This window comes from Phocaeicola oris (assembly GCF_021295095.1).
GTDB classification, from domain to species: Bacteria; Bacteroidota; Bacteroidia; order Bacteroidales; family Bacteroidaceae; genus Phocaeicola; species Phocaeicola oris.
In genome coordinates, this window is record NZ_JAJLQX010000014.1 from 58,397 (window position 1) to 81,089 (window position 22,693).

Annotated in this window: 17 protein-coding genes, 3 tRNA genes and 1 pseudogene; 14 read left to right on the plus strand and 7 right to left on the minus strand. The window is 38.4% G+C overall.

From position 1 onward, the window contains the following. The first annotated feature begins 60 nt into the window (after positions 1–60). From fucP to LO761_RS08365, 4 genes are all read left to right on the plus strand, one after another. Entirely contained in the window at positions 61–1,359 is a 1,299-nt protein-coding gene (gene fucP, locus LO761_RS08350; RefSeq protein WP_272817835.1) for an L-fucose:H+ symporter permease, read from the plus strand. 307 nt (positions 1,360–1,666) lie between these two features. Continuing rightward, on the plus strand, positions 1,667–2,821 hold the full coding sequence (locus LO761_RS08355; RefSeq protein WP_272817836.1) for an AraC family transcriptional regulator: 1,155 nt from the start codon (positions 1,667–1,669) through the stop codon (positions 2,819–2,821). Between the two features lie 139 nt (positions 2,822–2,960). Beyond that, positions 2,961–4,151 (plus strand): N-acetylglucosamine-6-phosphate deacetylase, encoded by a 1,191-nt coding sequence (nagA, locus tag LO761_RS08360; protein ID WP_272817852.1) that lies wholly within the window; start codon positions 2,961–2,963, stop codon positions 4,149–4,151. An 11-nt stretch (positions 4,152–4,162) separates the two neighbouring features. After that, on the plus strand, positions 4,163–4,933 hold the full coding sequence (locus LO761_RS08365) for a glucosamine-6-phosphate deaminase (protein ID WP_272817837.1): 771 nt from the start codon (positions 4,163–4,165) through the stop codon (positions 4,931–4,933). Between the two features lie 277 nt (positions 4,934–5,210). Here the strand turns inward: LO761_RS08365 and LO761_RS08370 are convergent, their stop codons facing one another. Next, positions 5,211–6,224, minus strand: coding sequence for an ATP-dependent 6-phosphofructokinase (locus LO761_RS08370; RefSeq protein ID WP_272817838.1), 1,014 nt, complete (start codon positions 6,222–6,224; stop codon positions 5,211–5,213). Positions 6,225–6,365: 141 nt separating this feature from the next. On the opposite strand from LO761_RS08370, the gene LO761_RS08375 reads away from it, so the two are divergent. From LO761_RS08375 to LO761_RS08385, 3 genes are read left to right on the plus strand one after another with little or no spacing between them, the layout of a single operon-like run. Beyond that, positions 6,366–7,871, plus strand: a complete 1,506-nt coding sequence (locus LO761_RS08375) for a GH3 auxin-responsive promoter family protein (protein WP_272817853.1) — start codon at positions 6,366–6,368, stop codon at positions 7,869–7,871. A 3-nt stretch (positions 7,872–7,874) separates the two neighbouring features. Then, positions 7,875–9,797 (plus strand): Ig-like domain-containing protein, encoded by a 1,923-nt coding sequence (locus LO761_RS08380; protein ID WP_272817839.1) that lies wholly within the window; start codon positions 7,875–7,877, stop codon positions 9,795–9,797. Further along, positions 9,797–10,603, plus strand: coding sequence for a DUF3108 domain-containing protein (locus tag LO761_RS08385; RefSeq protein WP_272817840.1), 807 nt, complete (start codon positions 9,797–9,799; stop codon positions 10,601–10,603). The genes LO761_RS08380 and LO761_RS08385 overlap by 1 nt, the downstream gene beginning before the upstream one ends. 687 nt (positions 10,604–11,290) lie before the next feature. Here LO761_RS08385 and LO761_RS08390 read toward each other — a convergent pair. Together LO761_RS08390 and LO761_RS08395 are read right to left on the minus strand one after the other, a co-directional pair. Further along, positions 11,291–12,982, minus strand: a complete 1,692-nt coding sequence (locus tag LO761_RS08390) for a S41 family peptidase (protein WP_272817841.1) — start codon at positions 12,980–12,982, stop codon at positions 11,291–11,293. 44 nt (positions 12,983–13,026) lie between these two features. Further along, complete coding sequence (locus tag LO761_RS08395) at positions 13,027–14,013, minus strand: adenosine kinase (protein ID WP_272817842.1); 987 nt, start codon at positions 14,011–14,013, stop codon at positions 13,027–13,029. A 79-nt stretch (positions 14,014–14,092) separates the two neighbouring features. Between LO761_RS08395 and LO761_RS08400 the strand changes: the two genes are divergently transcribed. The 4 genes from LO761_RS08400 (at position 14,093) to LO761_RS08415 (ending at position 15,018) form a co-directional block, all read left to right on the plus strand. Further along, positions 14,093–14,166: transfer RNA gene (locus LO761_RS08400), tRNA-Asn, on the plus strand. 21 nt (positions 14,167–14,187) lie between these two features. Continuing rightward, a tRNA-Asn gene (locus LO761_RS08405) sits at positions 14,188–14,261 on the plus strand. A gap of 21 nt (positions 14,262–14,282) precedes the next feature. After that, positions 14,283–14,356, plus strand: a tRNA-Asn gene (locus tag LO761_RS08410). 44 nt (positions 14,357–14,400) lie between these two features. After that, positions 14,401–15,018, plus strand: a complete 618-nt coding sequence (locus LO761_RS08415; RefSeq protein WP_272817843.1) for a LolA-like putative outer membrane lipoprotein chaperone — start codon at positions 14,401–14,403, stop codon at positions 15,016–15,018. A gap of 47 nt (positions 15,019–15,065) precedes the next feature. On the opposite strand, the gene LO761_RS08420 is transcribed toward LO761_RS08415, so the two are convergent. Then, positions 15,066–15,833, minus strand: a complete 768-nt coding sequence (locus LO761_RS08420) for a 3-keto-disaccharide hydrolase (RefSeq protein WP_407951554.1) — start codon at positions 15,831–15,833, stop codon at positions 15,066–15,068. Positions 15,834–16,030: 197 nt separating this feature from the next. Beyond that, entirely contained in the window at positions 16,031–16,504 is a 474-nt protein-coding gene (locus LO761_RS08425; RefSeq protein ID WP_272817845.1) for a DUF3836 domain-containing protein, read from the minus strand. Positions 16,505–17,130: 626 nt separating this feature from the next. Here LO761_RS08425 and eno point away from each other — a divergent pair. Continuing rightward, positions 17,131–18,438: a phosphopyruvate hydratase gene (gene eno / locus LO761_RS08430; RefSeq protein ID WP_272817846.1), complete on the plus strand. Its 1,308-nt coding sequence runs from the start codon at positions 17,131–17,133 to the stop codon at positions 18,436–18,438. Between the two features lie 114 nt (positions 18,439–18,552). Here the strand turns inward: eno and LO761_RS08435 are convergent, their stop codons facing one another. Continuing rightward, a complete protein-coding gene (locus LO761_RS08435) occupies positions 18,553–20,106 on the minus strand; it encodes a LamG domain-containing protein (protein WP_272817847.1) in 1,554 nt (517 codons plus the stop codon). A gap of 36 nt (positions 20,107–20,142) precedes the next feature. Continuing rightward, entirely contained in the window at positions 20,143–20,286 is a 144-nt protein-coding gene (locus LO761_RS08440) for a hypothetical protein (protein WP_272817848.1), read from the minus strand. 395 nt (positions 20,287–20,681) lie between these two features. On the opposite strand from LO761_RS08440, the gene LO761_RS08445 reads away from it, so the two are divergent. After that, the gene (locus LO761_RS08445) at positions 20,682–21,611 is read left to right on the plus strand and encodes a magnesium transporter CorA family protein (protein WP_272817849.1); all 930 of its coding nucleotides are present in this window, start codon (positions 20,682–20,684) and stop codon (positions 21,609–21,611) included. A gap of 31 nt (positions 21,612–21,642) precedes the next feature. Continuing rightward, positions 21,643–22,530: pseudogene (locus LO761_RS08450) on the plus strand (FAD-binding oxidoreductase); the annotation flags it as partial. Between the last annotated feature and the right edge of the window lie 163 nt (positions 22,531–22,693).

Here is a 22,693-nt window from a genome sequence, read left to right on the forward strand (position 1 = left end):
CAAAGGGACGAATCATTTACGTTCGTCCCTTTATTTCTTTACCATGAAATAATTTACACAATGGATAAAACCAAACTTATAGAGAAGAAATATCTCCTTATTTTCATTCTCATCACCACATTGTTTGCTCTCTGGGGATTTGCTAATGATATTACCAACCCTATGGTCGCTGCTTTCCAAACAGTGATGGAAATCTCCGCGGCTAAAGCTTCGCTCGTTCAGTTTGCATTTTATGGCGGTTACGCTACCATGGCTATTCCTGCTGCGCTCTTTATCCGCAAATATAGTTATAAGAGCGGTATCCTGCTGGGATTGGCTCTTTATGCAATCGGAGCCTTTCTGTTCATCCCTGCCGCACAATATCAACAGTTCTCATTCTTTTGCATTTCTCTTTATGTGTTGACTTTCGGTCTGGCTTTTTTGGAGACTACAGCTAATCCATTTATCCTTTCTTTAGGTGCAAAGAAAACAGCTACCCGTCGTCTGAATTTGTCTCAATCTTTCAATCCTATGGGATCTTTGGTTGGCATGAGCGTCGCTTCTTTTGTGGTACTCCCACAACTGATTTCTGATAAGCGTGATGCTATGGGAAATATTATTTTCCCAACATTAGACGCAACAGAGAAAATCGGAATTCGTGTTCATGATCTGAGCATTATTCGAAATCCATATGTAGCTATTGGCTGTGTAGTACTGATGATGTTCATTATTATCGCTCTTACAAGGGTTCCTAAGACAGACATTCAACCGGAACAAACTAATAGTACAAAGCAAACATTAAAGAATCTATGGAATAATCACGCATATCGCGAAGGAGTCATTACCCAGATGTTCTATGTAGCAGCACAGATTATGGTATGGACATTTATCATCCAATATGCAGATAATCTTGGTATCAATAAGGCTACCGCACAGACATACAATATCATCGCAATGTGTCTCTTCCTTTGTGGTAGATTTATAGCTACGGCACTGATGAAATATGTCAATACCCGTAAGTTATTGGCTATCTTTGCTGCCTGTGCAGGATTATGTACTATCGGAGCAATCGGCATTGTCGGTATGGGTGGGTTATATTGTCTGATTGGAATCAGTGCTTTCATGTCATTAATGTTTCCAACCATCTATGGCATTGCTTTAGAACATGTTGACAATCAGGATGCCAGTCTGGGTGCCGCTTTCTTGGTTGAGGCTATCGTAGGTGGTGCCATCATGCCTCCTTTGCAGGGGATGATCATTGATCAGCACACCATTCTCGGTCATCCCGCAGTAAACGTATCCTATGTTCTTCCACTTATTTGCTTTATGGTCGTATTCACTTACGGAATGAAAAGATATAAAGAATCAAGAATGGATTAAAGTTCCAGAATTTAGAGAATTATTCGCTGACATATCCTTGATTCATCCTAAATAAACGTTACATAATTTAAGGTAAAAGTAGCATAAAAGAATGTGTATCATTGACCGGTTTAAGCATGTACTAAATTTATTTCTTCAAAGTTATCCTATTATAAAAAGAGTTCTTCAACCCATAGATAACAGCCTGGCAATAAAAAAATGTAATCAAAGTTACAAATTCTTATATCTTATGAGATTTTTTATTTACAGATGATCTTTATATATCCAAAAAATAATACTATCTTTCGAAAAGAGAAAAAGAGTTTTTATGTTAAAAGTACTTGTCTTAACTGATTTTTCGAGTAACTATAGTCGGCTAATGCTTGAAGGAATGATCAGATATTCCCGAGAAGTCGGACCATGGGCATTCCTTAGGATGCCTCTTTACTATTTGATGATAAAAGGTGAATCCGGAGTTATTGATTTTGCGAAGAAATGGCATGCTGACGCAATTATTGCTCAGCTTCGGGATGTAAAAGTTGATTTATTGGAAAAATTAAAAATACCTATTATCGTTCAGAATTATCGAGAAAGGAGTGGTATAATTACCAATCTTACGGGTGATTATTATGGAACAGGATTGATGGCTGCAGAATTTTTTTTAGAACGAGGGTATCAGAATTTTGCATTCTACGGATACCGAAATGTTATATGGTCCAGAGAAAGGGGATTAGGTTATAAGGAAAGAATCGAGAAACAAGGTTATGTTTGCCATTTTCTTGAAAACAATAATCATGATACAACAGAATGGCTTTATAATACAGAAATTATAGCAAAGTGGCTTCAGTCTTTACCAAAACCAATTGCATTGTTTGCTTGTGATGATTATTATGCGCAACAAATTACAGAGACTTGTAATGTTTTTGGTATTGAAGTTCCTGATGAAATCGCGATCCTTGGTGTAGACAATGATACATTGTTATGCAATTTATCTACCCCCCCATTATCATCTATTTCTTTGGATATAGAAAATGGAGGTTACCGAGCCGCAAAGTTATTGAATCAATATCTAAAGAAAGAAATTGATGAGATTCCTGATATAGTTATAAAACCTTTATATATAGAGAACAGAGCTTCTACAAACAAATATGCTGTTTCCGATTTACATATAAAGAAAATAATGAACTACATCAATGATAATTTTAGCAATAAAATAACAGTTCCCGATTTAGTTGCTCTTGTTCCTCTTTCTCGAAGAGTTTTGGAAAAAAGATTTAAAATGTTAACAGGAACATCTATCTATCAATATATTCTAAATGTTCGGATTAGTCATTTTACAAAATTGCTTTTAACTACAGATTTGTATTTACCTGACGCTGCTATTAAATCCGGCTTTGATGATTATAAGAACATTTCTCGAATTTTCCGAAAATATAAATCTATGTCTCCTGTAGAATATAGAAAGCTTTATAAGAAAAATTAAGCTTATTATAATCAAAGAAAGTTCTTGAAAACTTTGTTTCTTTTGACGTCAATTGACATCTCTCATTCGCATTATATTACTTAATTGGCGAGACCGTTTATTATCTTTGTAAACAGTAAAAAGAATAAATTGTCGGTTTATAATGAAATCTATTATCAAAAATGGGATATTAATCCTTCCGGGAGAAATAGAAGAAAATGGCTATGTTGTTTTTGAAGATGGTATAATCACTCAAATTGGAAAAGGACGTTATACCGGTCAAAATCCATTTGATGTAATTTATGATGCAGATCAAGATTATATTTCCCCCGGCTTTATTGATATGCACACACATGGAGCAGGTGGTTATGATTTCATGGATAACACTATTGAAGCTTATTTAGGGATTGCTCATAAACATGCGGAACATGGGACGACAAGTTTAGTCCCAACGACATTAACCAGTACAATGGAAGAATTAATAAAAACTTTTGATATTTATGAACAAGCAAAAAAAGAAAATATAAAAGGAGCAGATTTTCTTGGTCTGCATTTGGAAGGACCTTATTTTTCTTATAACCAAAGAGGAGCTCAAGACCCAAAATACTTACGAAATCCGGAACCGGAAGAATATAATGAGATATTAAGAAGATCAAATAATATCATTCGTTGGAGTATAGCCCCGGAATTAAAAGGCGCTTTAGAATTAGGAGAAGTATTAAAATCCAAAGGAATCCTCGCGTCCATAGGGCACAGTGACGCTTTATATGATGAAGTTGTTAAGGCTCACGAGCATGGTTATAATCATATAACTCACTTGTATTCCTGTATGTCAACCATTACTCGAAGAAACGCGTATCGATACGTGGGAGTCCTTGAAGCCGCATACATGATTGATGACATGAGCGTTGAAATAATCGCGGACGGTATACATGTCCCTCAGGCATTATTGCAATATGTATGCAAATTCAAACCTCATAATTTAATCGCTTTATGTACTGATTCTATGCGAGCTGCAGGTATGCCTGACGGAATATATAATATCGGAAGTTTAACTAATGGGCAAAAAGTGATAAAAGAAGACGGAGTAGCGAAATTACTTGATCGTTCAGCTTTTGCCGGCAGTGTGGCCACATCCGATTTATTAGTGCGGACAATGATAAAATTAGCAGGATTATCAGTTCATAAAGCTGTTCAGATGATGTCCTATAATCCAAGTAGGATACTTGGTATAGATAACAAAAAAGGATCTCTGACCGTAGGTAAAGACGCGGATATTATTATTTTTGACAAAAACATAGATATTCAAAAAACCTTTGTCAAGGGTAAAATGATTTATTCTAAAAATTAAGATAACACACAATGATTACATTTAAAAAAGACAAATTAAAAGTCGAATTATTTAATTCTACATTAGAAATGGCAGAAAAGGCTGCTGCTGATGTAGCGAGTAAAATTGTTGAGCTATTGAAAGTAAATGAAACAATCAACATGATTTTTGCCGCGGCACCTTCCCAAACTGAGTTTTTAAAAAGGCTCATTGAACATGATGAAATAGAATGGGGAAGAATAAATGCTTTTCATATGGATGAATATATTGGACTTCCGCCCGATGCTCCTCAACGTTTTGGAAACTTTTTGGAGAACGCTCTTTTTAGCTCTGTTCCATTGAAAAATGTATTTTATTTGGATGGCAATAAAACCATAAATGCAGAATGTAAAAGATATGCAGAACTACTAAAGAAATACCCACCTCATATCGTTTGTTTAGGTATCGGGGAGAATGGGCATATTGCTTTTAATGATCCTCATGTAGCTAAGTTCAATGATAAAAAAGTGGTAAAGCTTGTGACTTTAGATAATATTTGCCGTAAACAACAAGTTGATGATAAATGCTTTAATCGTATTGAGGATGTTCCTACTCAAGCCCTTACTTTAACAATTCCAACCCTGCTTCAAGGGGAATATATGTATTGCATTGTGCCTTATAAAACTAAAGCTGATGCCATTTATAGAACTTTAAATGAAGAAATTTCCGAAAAATGTCCTGCTTCTATATTACGGACACAAGATAATACATTCCTTTACTTAGATAATGATAGCTCTGCATTATTAAATTTAAATAAAAAATAAGATATGAGCATGTGAACTCCTATAATAGCGTAATTATTTGTTAATCTTGTGATTATTTCAAAGTGAAGCATTATCTGTTTTTCCGGTTCGATTGATCGACTTCCAAAGGGACGGACATCACTTTATGAAACCATTTTGATGAGTTATAAAAGTGACACGTATAAGTTAGTCAATTGATGCGGATGAGTTGATCGACTCATACGTATCACTTTCCCAATACATCCGCATAACATTGAATAATCATTTGAACAACAAATATGTTTTATTATATCTTGTATTAACCGAAACAGATCCCCATTCGTTTCCCCTGAATAATCAAGTCATTATCCCCATTCACTAAACGAGCTTTCCCTGCAATCTTTTCCAAAGGAACAGGCATAATTGTTGAACCGTTCAGAGAAACCATCTGTCCATACTGTTTACCTTCAATCAACTGTGCGGCAAAGCCACCCATTCGAGTTGCCAAATTACGATCGTATGCTGTCGGTATTCCACCCCGCTGAATATATCCGAGAACAGTTTCACGTGTTTCAAAGCCTGTTTCGTATTCTATTTCCTCGGCTATAAACTGGGCTGCCTTTTTATTTTCCATCGTCTTGATACCTTCGGCAACCACCACAATCGAGTAAGGCTTTCCTTGCTTCAATCGTTCAATAATTTTACTGCCTACATTATGAATATTGTACCCCAATTCCGGAATCAAAATAATATCTCCTCCTCCAGCCATACCCGAATAAAGCGCTATCCAACCGGCATTATGTCCCATCACCTCAATGACCATTACTCGCTGATGAGCACTGGCTGTTGAATGAAGCCTGTCTATTGCGTCGGTAGCTATCGACACAGCAGAATCGAAACCATAGCAAACATCCGTACCCTCCACGTCATTATCAATAGTCTTGGGTATGGTCACCACATTGACACCCAACTTAGACAATTGGTATGCAGTGTCTTGTGTTCCGTTTCCTCCTATACATACGATACAATCGAATCCATGCTTTTTAATTGTCTTCATCATCATTGAAGGCTTATCCTCCGACGAAGCAGAAAACCTTCTTCTTTTAAAAGGCATATCGCGCGATGTCCCTAACACGGTTCCCGCGGAATTCAGTAATCCGGAAAGAACCTTTTCTTCTAAAGGAACAACGTTATCATCAACCAATCCTCGGAACCCGCTTTGAATCCCCCAGACTTCCATTCCGTAATGTTGGATTGCCGGCTTACAAACACCTCTTATAATAGCATTCAAACCTGGACAATCGCCTCCTGATGTAAGTATTCCTATTTTCATATCCTTATCTGTTTCTTATGCGGCACTAAAGATAGTAAAAATTTAAAGTATTGTAGAAAACTATAAAAAAAAGAATTTATGAAGAGTATTTATTTAAAAAGAACTACATTTGCAAGGCGTATAGAAGTTATCTGTGATAAAATGAATATAACTCAGTTAGTTAGTCCATATTTTTCTCATCGGTTAAAAGAAATAGAAAAGTACTCTTCTCAAGCCGAAGCCTTGCAGAACAAGGTGCTCAAACATTTGATTCAAAAGACCGTGAATACCGAGTGGGGGAAAAGATACGACTACAAACATATACAAACCTATAATGATTTTCAAAAAGTACCTATTCAAACATACGAAGAAGCAAAAGGCTATATCGACCGAATGCGTCACGGTGAAAAAGATGTGCTTTGGCCCGGTGAAGTGATCTGGTATGCCAAGTCTTCGGGTACAACTAATGATAAAAGCAAATTCATCCCTGTCAGCAAAGAAGGGCTTCACGATATTCATTATGCCGGAGGAAAAGACGCGGTAGCTCTCTATTTAGGATTGAATCCTAAAAGCAGAATGTTCTCAGGAAAAGGATTAATCCTTGGAGGAAGTCATACACCTAACTATAACGTACAGAACAGTTTGGTGGGAGACTTGTCTGCCATATTGATTGAAAACATCAACCCGTTGGTTAATTTTGTCCGCACGCCACAAAAGGAAATTGCTTTGCTAAGTGACTTTGAAGAAAAACGTGAAAAGATAGCCCGTCTGTCAATGAATGAAAATGTAACGAACCTATCAGGTGTTCCATCGTGGATGCTTGCCGTATTAAAACGTATCGTGGAATTAAAAGGAACAGATAACTTGGCAGATGTTTGGCCAAATCTGGAGATATTCTTCCATGGTGGAGTTGCTTTTACACCATATAGGGAACAATATAAACAATTGATCCGTAGCGATAAAATGCATTATCTGGAAACTTATAACGCAAGTGAAGGATTCTTCGGCTTACAAAACGAATACACTGACTCGGCTATGCTGCTGATGATTGACTATGGCATATTCTATGAATTTATTCCAATGGACGAATTTGGCAATGAACACCCGACAATTGTCCCTCTTTCCGGAGTAGAGCTGAATAAAAACTACGCAATGGTAATAAGTACAACATGCGGACTCTGGCGTTACATTATTGGCGACACCATTAAGTTTACAAGTAAAGCCCCTTACAAGTTTATCATTTCCGGCCGTACGAAACATTATATCAATGCATTTGGAGAAGAGTTGATGGTAGATAATGCAGAACAAGGATTAGCAAAAGCCTGTACTGAAACCGGCGCTCAGGTTTCAGAATACACTGCTGCTCCGGTTTTTATGGATGCCAACGCTAAGTGCCGCCATCAATGGTTGATAGAATTTACCCGGATGCCGGACTCTGTTAAGCATTTCGCTGAAGTGCTTGACAAAGCTCTTCAGGAGATTAATTCCGATTACGAAGCTAAACGTCATAAAGACATTACACTACAACCCCTTGAGATTATTGTTGCACGAACCAACTTATTCAATGATTGGCTGAAATCAAAGAATAAATTAGGTGGGCAACATAAAATTCCACGCCTGAGCAACAGTCGCGAATATATAGAAGAAATCCTTAAGAAGAATTATTAATTCATGAAATTCAATAAGCTTTATTATCCGCTCATATTCCTGGTCATAACACTTGCAATTGCCTGTGCCAGTCCGGGCCGTCCTGATGGCGGACCGTATGATGAGACACCTCCACGATTTCTTTCCAGTACGCCACAGCAAAATGCAGTGAATAATAAAAGTCAGAGAATCAGTATCTTTTTTGATGAATTGGTTAATATTGAGAAAGCATCTGAAAAAGTTGTCATCTCTCCTCCCCAACTTGAACAGCCTGAAATTAAAGCAAATGGACGACGAATTCAAGTTGATCTTGTCGACTCTCTGAAAGCAAATACAACATACACCATCGACTTCTCTGATGCTATTGTTGATAATAACGAAAGCAATCCGTTGGGTAATTTTGCTTTTACTTTCTCTACCGGTAACCAAATAGATACGATGGAAGTATCCGGCTATGTATTGAATGCCGAAGACCTTGAGCCTATCAAGAATATCTCTGTAGGTTTGCATGCCAACCTAAACGATTCCGCTTTCACGAAGTTACCATTTAATCGTATCTCACGAACAGATAGTCGTGGACATTTTTCTATCAGAGGAGTCGCTCCCGGCAATTATCATATCTTTGCGTTAATGGATGGTAATCAAAATTATCTGTATGATTCCAAAACAGAACAAATAGCATTCAGCGATTCTATCATTACTCCCAGCATGAAACCGGATACCCGACAAGATACTGTATGGGTAGATACACTTACTATCGATACAATCAAAACCGTCGATTATACTCATTTCTACCCTGATAATATAGTGCTCCGTGCATTTAAAGCAGAGAATGACAGGCAGTATCTGAAAAACTATACACGAGACAAAGAAAATCATTTTACCATTGTGTTTGGAACGAAAGCTGATACCTTGCCTAAGCTGACCGGTTTAAATTTTAATGCCAACAACGCGTTTATTATAGAGAGTACTAACCGTAACGACTCTATTTGCTATTGGATAAAAGACTCAACGGTGTATAATATGGATACCCTTGCCATAAAAATGGACTATCTGGGCACTGACACTTTAAACAAATTAATTCCTATGACCGACACCCTTTACATAGCCAATAAGCTGACAAGGGCACAACGGGAGAAATTGCAAAAACAACAAAACGAAAAGAAGGAGAAAGAACGTAAAAAGAAAGAGAAAAAAGGAGAAAAAGTAGAAGAAGAAAAGAAATATCTGGAGATGAAAGTGGAAGCTCCTTCTACACTCGACCTTGATAAAAATATTACTTTTACGTTCAAAGAGCCTGTTGCTAAGATTGATACAAACGCTATACATCTTCAGATAAAGAAAGATTCTACTTGGACTGATCTATCTTATGTATTTATGGCCGACACCATCACTCCACGCTCCTATTTTGTCGCAGCTCAATGGGAACCGGATAAAGAATACCAGCTGAAAGTAGACTCCATGGCTTTCATCGGACTATACGGTCTATCGTCAAAAGCAATAAAGAACATGGAAATGAAGACCCAGAAGCTTGAAGAATACGGTACCCTGCTGCTTAACTTCCCCGGGATGAAAGGTGGTGGCGTAGTACAGTTAATGGATAACAGCGGGACTATTCTTCGAGAGCAACCGGTTAGCGTAGATGGAACCGCGGACTTCTATTATCTGAAAGCCGATACAAAATATTATTTGCGTATGTTTATCGACCGGAATGGAAACGGTATTTGGGATACAGGCGATTACGACAAGCATCTGCAACCGGAAGAGATGTATTACTTCCCAAAGTCATGGGAAATGAAAGCCAACTTTGATTTTGAAGAAAATTGGGATATAAAGGCAACTCCTCTCTACCAACAGAAGTTGCAAGAAATAACCAAGCAAAAGCCTGATCAGGAAAGGAAAGTTAAAAGTAGAAATGCTGAACGCCTAAAGAAAAGAAACAAATGATGAAAAAAATTCTTTTACTCGTCATGCTGATAGGAATGGCGCTCTCGGTTAATGCACAGTGTGCCACAACAAACAATGCCATACAAGCAGGTGAGGAACTCACATATAAACTGAAATTCAACTGGAAATTTATCTGGATTAACGCAGGATACGCCAATATGAGTGTTAAGAATACCATATATCAGGGAGTACCGGCACTAATAACCAGCCTGCACTCTTACACAAATAAAACCATAGACCATTATTTCAAAATGCGCGATACCCTTTCTTGCATTACATCCGAACGACTACAACCACTATATTTCAAAAAATGCGCAGAAGAAGGTAAACGCTATACCATTGATGAAGTCTGGTTTTCATATAGAAATAACAAATGTAATGTCCGACAGGAACGTCGTCGGCCGGATAAACCAACCCATTATTTTAATGAGAATCGAGATGAATGCGTGTTCGATATGCTCAGTATCCTTCTCCAAGCCCGTTCATACGACGCATCCAATTATAAGGTAGGCGATAAAATTCTTTTCCCTATGGCAACCGGCAAAAGCATTGAAGAACAAACGTTGATTTATCGAGGGAACAAAGATTTTGTAGCCGAAAATGGTGTAAAATATCGCTGTCTAAAATTTTCTTTGGTGGAGTACGACAAGAAAAAGAAAGAGCATGAAGTAATCACTTTCTATGTAACAGATGACAAAAATCACCTGCCGGTTCGATTGGATTTGTATTTGAGCTTTGGTTCTGCAAAGGCTTTTCTCTCAGACGTAAAAGGAAACAAGTACCCACTGACTTCTATAATCCCTTAATTCATGAAAGACTCATAGTCAAACCTACCGGATTACACGCCTCTTTCAATACTTTCACTAACGACCTAAAGAAATAAAAATACCCCATCTTCACAGACGAGGCATTCCTTAAAAAAAGAGATTTTAATCAAAATATGTTTATTATAGAGGATATGTATAAAATAGTTGCCTCAGTTCTCCCAACCAAAACACTATCATTTACTAACTCTTTCAATACTAAACTTGCCAAATCGCTTTCAAAAAAGCATTAAATAAGGAAGTTTTCTTATAAGTTTTTCAACTTCCCTTTATCATTTCAATTACAAATTAAACAATCTTTTTTTACATTTTCAAATCTTTTCCTCTCTTTTTTAAGAAAAATATTTCTTTTTCCTTTTAAAAACCTCATGAAGAAAAGTATTACAAAGAACAAACGATAGGTCTTCCGCTGATGTAAAAAGAAAGATCATATTGAGAAAAAAGATCACACGATATAGTTATACCGTATCTTCTTCGTTTCGTTTGATTAATTAAATTTGGCATAAAGAGAAAATAAAAAGTAACGAGGAAGAATCATTCGTTTCACTTATGTGAAACAAGTGTATCACTCATGTGAAACAAGTGTATCACTTATGTGAAACAAGTGAATCACCTAAGTGAAACAAAAAAATCTTCTGATGAATTGAACAACTCAGCTGTATCAGTCGACTACTTCTTCCGTAGAATATAATTGTATTGCTCTTTGTCTCTGAGAATTGATATGGCCTTTTTTAAATCCGGATCGTCTTTAAGCTGTTCCACAATAGTACCTTTAGTAAAATAATAACGTTTCACCACCTCTGAGGCTATGGCACCTTTAATATCTTTCTTAAAGTAATCCAAGTCGCGGTCAAGATTATGAGTCAGTTTCTTCTCCAAAGCAGCAAATTCATCTTTTGCGTCATCGGCATAGCCTTCAAACTTAGCAATGTCCTTCAGTTTCTTCAAAGCGGCCTCACTCTGACGATCGTATGAGAACTTACGACCTTTCACAAATTGCTTGAAATCGGCATAATCGACATCCGTAATCTGGAAATCTTCCAGCGGAGCCGGTATAGGATGCTGCAATACATAACGAGTAGCATAGTCAAAAATGACATAATCATTCAACAGATAAAAAATAATATTAGGCAATTCTTCCCCTTTGACTTCAATATCAGGGCGGATTCCTCCTCCATCACGAACCTCTCGTCCGGCAACCGTATGAAACACATTTGTCAGACTATCAGGAACCCGGGCAATAGTTCCGTCAGCATTCCGATTAGAATAATCGATTGCCTGAATACAACGTCCGCTTGGAATATAATACTTAGAAGTGGTAACTTTCATACTACTATTATAGGGCAACGGACGGACTGTTTGAACCAATCCCTTGCCAAATGTCCGGTTACCTACAATGACTGCTCTATCCAAATCTTGCAACGAGCCAGAAAAAATCTCCGATGCCGAAGCAGTCTCCCCATTTACCAATACAGCCAGAGGTACATCTAAGTCCATCGGTTCATTCTCTGTTTTATAAGTCATCATGGCAGCTTTTGTCTTGCCCTTGGTATTCACTATTTCCTGATTCTTAGGAACAAAGAAATTGACACAGTTAACGGCTTCATTCAGCAGGCCTCCGCCGTTATTGCGTAAATCGATGACAAACGATTGCGCTCCTTTCTCTTTCAGCCCAATCAATGCTTTCTTCAAATCTTTCGAGCAATTCTCGACAGCAAAGGTAGACATATTGATATAACCTATGCTATCTGTTACCATAGCATAATATGGAACCGGAATCGTCTTAATTGTCTCCCGTGTAATCTTTACTTCTTTTATTTCACCCTTTCCATCCAGAGTAGGACGTTCTATTTTTATCAAGGCAACCGTTCCGGGTTCCCCACGAAGGTTCTTGCTCACTTTATTGGAAAACACTTGCGGTGTATCTTTACCACGTATCATATCTTTGCCGTCAACCGCAAGAATAATATCACCAATACGAAGTCCTGCTCGCGCAGCAGGCGAATCCTCTGCCGGGCCGGAAATAATAATTCTATCTTTGGCCTTATAATACTGGATATACGATCCGATACCACCGAACTTTCCGGTAGTCATTTCTTTAATGGTATTATCATCCTCCGGATAATATTCCGTATAAGGGTCTGTCTGCGAAAGCATTCCTTCAATGCCATCCTGAATAACTTTACCGGGATCGATACTATCCACATAAAACATATCAAGTTCTTTATAGACTGCATTAAAGATATCCAGATTCTTAATTATCTGAAAGCTACGGTTATCAGCCGCCTTAAAGCCAACAATTCCGATGCAGACTAATCCGATACACGCTACAAAAACCGTTTTCTTAATATTCCATTTCATGTTATTCCAATATTATAAGAGTGCAAAGTAACAATTTATTCTCTTTACCCTTGCACCAACTCTTCTATATTTAACTTTATTTCATCCCATTGCTGCTTTGGGAGCGTAGTGCCGACACTCTTTATAACAGCTGAAGCAAGCACCGTTCCTATCATTCCGCATTTATTCAACGAATATCCGTTTATTAGTCCATAAAGGAATCCGGCAGCATAAAAATCTCCGGCTCCCGTCGTATCCACTACATGCTGCTCCTGAGAAGTATGAATTTGTACCACCTCTGTACCTTTCTTTATGACAGACCCCTTTGCGCCTAACTTAACAATAACAATACTGCACTGAGAAGAAATCTCATCCAACGCATCTTCCACCTCTTTACCGGTAAGAGCCTTTGCCTCTTCTTCGTTAGCAAACACAACATCAACATATCGGCAAATAAGAAATTCAAAGAAATCAATATTCTCTGCCACAATATTATAGCTGGCCATATCAAGACAAACTTGAAGTCCCTCATCTTTTGCCAATTGCATGGCACGAAGAATCAAATCATGGTCTTGAACCAAGTAGCCTTCTATATATAAATAAGTATAGCCACGAAACAAATCCGCATATAAATCCTCTGCATGCATGGTATGCGCAGCACCCAGATGCGTAGCAAAAGTACGCTCCCCGTCGGGTGTGATGAAAGTCGATGCCACTCCGGAATAAGTCTTGCTCTTCAACAGCTTCATATCAATACCCCTACGAATACCATCCTCACGGAAAAAGTCGCCCATTGCATCCGGACCTATCTTCCCGATAAATCCCGGCTGAACATTCAGGGCAGCTAAAGCCTTCACCGTATTTCCGGCAGACCCTCCCGTCGAACGCTCGGTATGCATCGTGTCGAATACCGACTTAATTTGAATATATCTATCATCGTCTATGAGTTGCATGCTTCCTTTTGGTAAATTCATTTGTTTAAGTAATGAATCATTGGGCAACGTCACTAAAACATCGACCAAAGCGTTCCCCATACCAATTATTTTATCCATCTAATTATTTTTTTGCAAAGATATTTTTTTATTTCGAAAATACCTATTATCTTTGCCCCGCATTTGTGAGAAACAATATTCTTCTTTAGCTCAGTTGGTTAGAGCATCTGACTGTTAATCAGAGGGTCCTTGGTTCAAGTCCAAGAAGAAGAGCACAGCATTACAGATGCAAATTCTTCTTTAGCTCAGTTGGTTAGAGCATCTGACTGTTAATCAGAGGGTCCTTGGTTCAAGTCCAAGAAGAAGAGCACAGCATTACAGATGCAAATTCTTCTTTAGCTCAGTTGGTTAGAGCATCTGACTGTTAATCAGAGGGTCCTTGGTTCAAGTCCAAGAAGAAGAGCACAGAGGTTTGTTCTATGAGCGAACCTCTTTTTTATGTTCAAAATGAAAAAACGATTATATCTTATATTATCCTTTTTGCTGCTTATCAGCTATTCAGGACGTGCCCAAGACGAAACCAGAGCACGTGAAATCATGTTCAAAGCCGTTGATATGATGCAAGATTCAGCAGGCATTTATCTGGAATATCATGCTCAATTTACCCGACTGTTTGTTAAAGAAGGGTGGATGGTACTGAAAGGGAACAAATTCCACCGCGAGTCGAAACGTACCATTGAGTGGTACGACGAAAAGAATCATTGGTCGCTCAACCGTTCTTCAAGAAAACTAAGACTGAATATGCCAAGCGAATATGGGAACGACAAAGACATCGGTTCTTATCTGCAACAAGTTCGGACAAAATATAATTTTACACTGAAAGATAGTAAAGAAGGTTATTGGATTACACTCGAAGCCAAGAAGAATGCCAAAGTAGACATCAAACGGGCTATGGTACTCATCCATAAATTGACTAATCAACCGGTTCGGGTGAAAATGAAATGGAGCATCTTTTGGGTAACACTCGACTTAGCAAACATCAAAAAATCAACTTACGACGACTCTTTCTTCGTATACGATAAAGAGAAATACCCGAACACAAAAATGATTATGAAAAAGAAATAAAAAAGAGGATGGGCATACGCTCATCCTCTTACCATGTCATCATATTTTTACATCGGACGAATCCAGATATTTCGGAAACTGATAGGCTGACTTGGGTCACCATGCATCTGCAAGATGATAGGACCATCACCATGCTTCTGTACTTTCGGGAAACCAATGTACTCTGTTGTACCAAGAATCTCTGTATTATTCTGCAAAACCACACCGTTCTGAATAACGGTTACACGTGGACGATACAAGTAAGTGCCATCTGCTTTGAAAACAGGAGCGGTATAGATAATATCGTATACATTCCATTCACCCGGTTTACGCATAGCATTAACCAACGGAGGAGTTTGTTTGTAAATAGAACCGGTTGCACCATTTACATAAGTTTCATTATTATAGGTATCGAGCACCTGAACTTCGTACAAGCCCTGCATAAAGACACCACTGTTACCACGAGCCTGACTGGTTCCTGTAATATCTGTTGGAACACACCACTCTAAATGAAGTTGATAACTGCCGAACTTCTGTTTTGTCTGAATATCACCCGACTCTCTGCTTTTAACAACAGTCACTACACCATCATGAACTTTCCATGTTGGTTCACCACCTTTTGCGTTTTCCCACTGTGAAAGATCTTTTCCATCAAATAATACAATGGCATCCGATGGAGCACTATTCGTTGCGGCATCACCTGGGGTTACAATCTTCGGCTGCGGAGTCCAATACTCCGACATACCCGGTCTCATCGGCTCTTGCTCCGGATACTTTTTCTCCTGAGCATTGACGGTATAAGCTACTGCCATGGCAGCCATACCCAATAAAATCATCTTTCTCATCTCTATGATTTATTTTTTAGTTAAACACATTTGTTAATTTTAATTGCACGTAAAGATAGGAATTTATTTATTAGGTTATCAAAAGATATAATGATTTTTAATAAAAAAAGGAACATTCTCCCGAATGTTCCTTCAAATTCAAAAATGGATAAATTAAACTTTAAAAGAGTGATGTCGCATCCTATCTATTATTTTATTCCTGCGTAAAGGGAATAATCCTGACGCATCTGCGTCGGAGCTCCCACTGCTTCATAATTATTCGATTGATTATTCCATCGATAGGTGGTTACCGTAAGAGCATTATCTATAATAGAATTTTCACATTCTGTCTTTTGTACCGGAACATATTGCTCGGTTTTCTTATTCCATAGAGCATATAGTATGGTATACCCTTTATCGGAATAAGAAAATTCATATCTGTAACTGTATTCCCATTTCTGACTCGCTGCATTCCAACGCAGAGTCTCCTTACTGATCAAGCGATGGGCCTCATCATACGTACATTTAGTTTTCACTTTATTCTTCAATAAATTGCCCGTTTTCTCGTAAACTGTTGTAGTTGACACACGATCACTTTCCTGTTCCATATTGTGATAGAACTTAACATCTGCGGTATTCAAATTGAATGCCATTACTGCTGCTGCAAAAATTGATAGTAACATAATAATCTTATTTTTAATTGTTAATAATCATATAGTTGTTCCGTTTCTGTATATTAGACATTTTAAAATGCTCTTTTATTACACGAAACGCTTCGTTTATTTTTAGGCAATCGCCGTGCCAAACCAATTAAATAACTCATTATCAGTATTGTAATAGCTATGCCATCATAAAGAGGATGTCTAAATTTTATACACATCCGTCCAATTCTTAGACAGACAACTCGTATCTGCAACACCCGCTTACAGCATGACAGATCAGTTCTAAACAGCAAATCTGCTTTTTAAAAGACGATGGTTCAATAGGAAAAGATCATAAGCGAAAAGGATGGACGCGTAAGGTGATACGCATGAGCCAGGCGATTCATGCGGACGAGTTGGGCAATTCATGCGGATGAGTTGATCGATTCATCCGCATCAGTTTTGTGACTCATCCGTATAACTTTCGTATGTTATAAACAGACTTTATAACTTTTCTTTTTTACATGATTAACATAAGAATGTAAAAAAACCGATTAAATGCTATGTTATGTCCGAAAAAAAAGCGAAATTTGCATTCGGTTAGTGCTGAACAGTTCGAACTATTTTTAAGTTGAAGACTATCAAATACATCATTAAAGAAAATCGATATGAAAATTGAAAAAATTGTAGCTCGCGAGATTATTGACTCTCGTGGTAACCCAACTGTAGAGGTTGATGTTAGATTAGAAAATGGAGTTTTAGGCCGTGCAGCTGTCCCATCAGGAGCGTCTACCGGCGAAAACGAAGCACTCGAACTTCGTGATGGTGACAAGAAACGTTACGGTGGAAAGGGCGTTTTAAAAGCTGTTGAGAATGTAAATAAAGTTATCGCTCCGGCTTTGAAGGGCGATTGTGTGTTCGATCAGCGTGCGCTTGATCACAAAATGTTGGCATTGGACGGAACTGCTACAAAAAGCAAATTAGGTGCTAATGCTATCTTAGGTGTTTCTTTAGCTTGCGCAAAGGCTGCGGCTAACGCATTGAATCTTCCATTATATCGTTATATCGGTGGTTGCAACTCATTCGTTATGCCTGTTCCTATGATGAACATCATTAACGGTGGTGCTCACTCCGATGCTCCTATTGTATTCCAGGAATTCATGATTCGTCCGGTTGGCGCTACTTCTGAAAAGGAAGCTATCCGCATGGGTGCTGAAGTTTTCCATGCTTTGCAAAAACTGTTGAAGAATCGTGGATTAAGTACAGCTGTTGGTGACGAAGGCGGTTTTGCTCCTAAGTTGGATGGTATTGAAGATGCTCTTCAGAGTATCGTTGATGCTATTGAAGCTGCCGGTTATAAGCCGGGTAAAGATGTTCGCATCGCTATGGACTGCGCCGCTTCCGAGTTTAGCGTTGTTGAAGATGGTAAATATTACTACAACTATAAACAGTTGAGCAATGGTATGCCAAAAGATCCAAAGGGTGAGAAGTTGAGCGACGACGAACAGATTAAATATTTGGAGTCTCTTGTTAATAAATATCCTATCGACTCTATCGAGGATGGCTTGGATGAGAACGACTGGGAAGGTTGGGTCAAACTGACTAAGGCTATCGGTGACAAATGCCAGCTCGTTGGTGACGACTTGTTCGTAACTAACGTTAAATTCTTGGAGAAAGGCATCAAGATGGGTGCTGCTAACTCTATCCTGATTAAAGTTAACCAGATTGGTTCTTTGACTGAGACTTTGGATGCTATCGAGATGGCTCATCGTCACGGATATACGACTGTTACTTCACATCGTTCAGGTGAAACAGAAGACACTACCATTGCCGATATTGCAGTTGCTACCAACTCAGGTCAGATTAAAACAGGTTCAATGAGCCGTACCGATCGCATGGCTAAATACAACCAGTTGATTCGTATTGAAGAAGAGCTTGGTAACACATCTGTTTACGGTTATGAGAAACTGAAATAGATTCTACCTACATATAATTATTAAGGCTGAACTCTATAATGAAGTTCAGCCTTAATTTTATACAACAGAAAATGTCTGCCGAATGTCAATCAAATAATACGTAAGTTTAACGACTTATAAAGTTGAAAGATACAACGCCAACACTTCCTCAGCAGTCAATGCACGATTATACATACGCACGTCATCCAATGCCCCTTTAAGTAGCGGGTCTGAACCTGAATACGTACTTTTTCCGAAATATTGCTCTTCTCTTATTTTCTTTATAGGTTTAGAAATACCAGTACATTCACCTAATAATAATCCGTTTTTGTAGAACTTCAATATCCCATCACTCCCAAAGGATATACACAAATAATCCCATAAACCTATACCGGAAAATACATCGGCAAAAGAATATGTTTCTGTTCCACTGCTTCCATTAAAGACTTCAACTTTTGAGCCTTTATCTAAACATACATAAACATCAAAAGCATCCGGACCTCCAAAATCAAGTAATCTTGAATAATTCCTATATTCATCTATTCTTACCCAGAAAGCAAACGACATGGCACCACCGTTTTCCCAATCGCCCACATCAATATATCCGTCCGTTCCATTGAACAGATAAGCACTACCGGCATTGCCTTTATGGTCTTCAGTCAGGGTTACACCTCCAACAATAGTACCATGATGCTTATTGCCCGATACATCGTTGACATTGCCGTCCATAGGCCAATACGCTATCAAGTCGCTTGCCGAAGGCATCGCACATCTTTTCAAATTCGTGCCATCCCATATCAGATTCAAACGGTAATATTTCCCTTTGACAAATTCCTTATATGGGAGCTCGCACATGGCTGTCCCATCATTGTGATTAAACATGATGGTGAAAGTCTTCTCCGAATCGGGTGTCTCGGTAGGAACAAAGCAACGATAGAATATCTCCTCTGTTCCTGCTTTTATCGTCTTACCATCATGAGGCATAAAGCCAAGCACGGATTCTGCATTGTCAGTTACATAAGAGCTTGATACCAAATCGTACTCCGCATACTCACTCTGTGAACCGTAAGTCCATTCATAATCGTATTTTCCACCGATAATCAAGAAACTGAATACATCGGTATCCGTTTCAGATGTATTCCGGATACTGACTTTCATCATAGAACCGAGCAACTCGAAAGAAGCCGATGGCAAGGACGAAACGTCCGTGATGTCCGAAAGCGCAAAACGCATAGCACTGCGGACCGAGGCATAGTCGAGAGTAAATTCGTCAGCTTCATTGTAACGGAGCTCCACCACGCTACTGTTATCCGCCTTGAATCCGGCACCGTAAATACCATACAGGCTGAACGGTGTAGTGATGCCTTCCGGGATGGCGAAAGTGAAGTCGGCTGTCTTGCCTTCTTCGCGAATATTGGTAATGGGAACATCGCTCACCGTCTTCACCGTACTTCCACTCACAAAACAAAGGCTGATCTTATCCCCAGCTTTCCATGCAAGAAATAAGTTTCCCTCGTCATTCTCCGTCATGGTAACACGCGTATTGCTTTCTGTCGGCATAGATGCCGTAAGAGTCAGCGTCCGCTCGGACGTTTTTCCGGACAAGTCTTGTTCCGTCACTTCATGATTGGCGCACCCTGTCAACAGAATCAAGGATGCTATTCCGATGTATGTCAATATGTTCTTCATAAAACTAAACTTTTTTATCATTAATGAATAAAGATACTACCAATCCTCACCCGACATATCAGCCGGTACCGATCCGCCACCCGTTTCACTACCGGAAAGGATACTTCCTTCCAACATTATGTCAATAACCTGCACTCGGGGCGCAATGTAAATAACTTCCTTTTCTTCCATTTCTTTCATGCTTTAATTGTTTTATATTTCGTTTCTATTTCTTTTTCCATACAAGTTCGCACGAATTTACAACCAAAACACCCGAACATCTTTCTCAAATCGTAAAAAAAGACTTCTCAATTCGTAAATTCTTTCCTAATTCGTAAAAATGTGTCGCTTTCGTTTGTCTTTTAACGTAAATTAAAGTTCTAAGGCAATATTATACCTGTTATGTTCAACCTAAATGAAAATCAGAAAATCATGCCATAAGTAACTCAAACTTAACCGCTACTTTTATGCATGGGACTTAAAAACACCAGATTATTCTATATTGCACAATATATAGATTAGCACTAAGAAAACTTTTCATTTCATCCAAACTTTCAAAAGGTTTTGTTACTTTTGTCCAAAGTAAAAACGATAGAATGAGAAAGTTTCTTAACTGCGAAGAGACAGGTTATAGGGAAATTAACCAATGGAAAGAAGGCTGTTGGGTTGACGTAGAGATTCCTAACGACGACGATTTCAAGTTCATGGTTGAGGATTTACATGTTCCGGAAGACTTTCTTGAAGATATTGCCGATCCGGATGAACGCTCGCGTACAGATAGCGAAGGAGAATGGATGTTAACTATCATTCGTGTTCCATTCCGTCAAGATGACGATAATCATCCCTATTCTACCATTCCTTTAGGCATCCTCTGCAACGATAAGAATATAGTTACCGTATGCTATAAGCAAACAGAGATGATTAACGATTTTATTCTACACACCCAACGAAAAAGTATCTTTATCACCAATCGTTTTGAATTGATTCTCCGACTATTGTTTTCTTCTACTGTCTGGTTCCAGAAATACTTAAAACAAATAAACAATAAGGTAAACGCTGCTGAGAACGAACTGGAGAAAAGCATCCGCAATGAAGACCTCTTACAACTTCGCAACTTACAGAAAGCGTTGGTTTACTTTAATACTTCTATCCGAGGGAATGAAGTTCTGATTGGTCGGCTTGAAAGTTTGTTCCAATCAAAAAATTATCAGAATAAAGATTTGACAGAAGATGTGCAAATAGAATTGAAGCAGGCCTACAATACTGTTAATATATATAGTGATATTCTGACAGGTACGATGGATGCTTTTGCTTCCATCATTTCCAATAATGTAAATACTATCATGAAACGTATGACGAGTATTTCCATTACACTGATGCTTCCTACATTAATAGCCAGTTTTTATGGCATGAATGTAGAAGTCGGCATCGATAAAGTACCATACGCTTTTGTTATTATCGTCTGTTTTTCTATTGCATTGGGCATATTGGCATTTATTATTTTCCGTAAAATAAAATGGTTCTAAACGATCCACAACTACTAATAGCTTATTTATTATGATAAACAACCAATATATCGAATTCCTTCGGGAAGCGAAACTACTTATACCGCAAAATCGTATCTATACCGACGAACTACGTCGTTTGGCTTGGGGAACAGACGCAGGCTTCTATCGGATGATTCCACAAATCATTATCCGATCAGCAAATGAAGAAGAAGTTTCCCAACTGCTATCTTTAGCCAATAAATACAAATTGCCCGTCACATTCCGCGCGGCAGGGACAAGTCTTTCCGGTCAGGCAATCAGTGACTCTATTTTAATAATCGCCGGAAAACATTGGGAAGAGTATCATATAGCAGAAGATCGTCTGTCTGTTTCTTTGCAGCCGGGCATTATCGGAGAGAAAGTTAATGAGATTCTTGCTCCTTTTGGAAGAAAATTCGCTCCCGACCCAGCATCAATCAAAAGTGCAATGGTAGGTGGTATTGTCATAAATAATGCTTCCGGCATGAGTTGTGGGACAAAAGGGAACAGTGATAAAATGTTGCTTTCTGCCAAGTTGGTCTTTGCTGACGGATCTATGTTGAATACAGCAGATGTCAACAGCAGAAAAAGACTTGAAACTAATCATCCAAGTTTCATTCCACAGTTAATAGCCATTCGAGATAAAATCAGGGCAAACAAGAAGCTGTGTGATCGCATTAAATATAAATATGCCATTAAAAATGTAACCGGTCTGAACATTCTGCCTTTTGTCCGTTTCAATGATCCATACGATATTATCACTCATTTAATGGTTGGTTCGGAGGGTACACTCGCATTTCTATCCGAAGTAACTATGCGGACCGAATACGATTATCCTTTTAAGGCCAGTGCCATGCTTTATTTCAAGACTATAAAGGAAGCATGTAAGGCCGTTGTTGATATGAAAGGTATTACCGATATTCAAGACACTCAGGAAGGTACATTTAATCCTTTTCGGCGTAATGGACATTTGGTAGGCTGAAAACCTCTCGTGTTTTAGTAATGGACATTTGGTAGGCTGGTAATTCCAGCCTACTTTTTTATATTCAGGAACCCATCTATGAACTTCTTTTTATTAACCT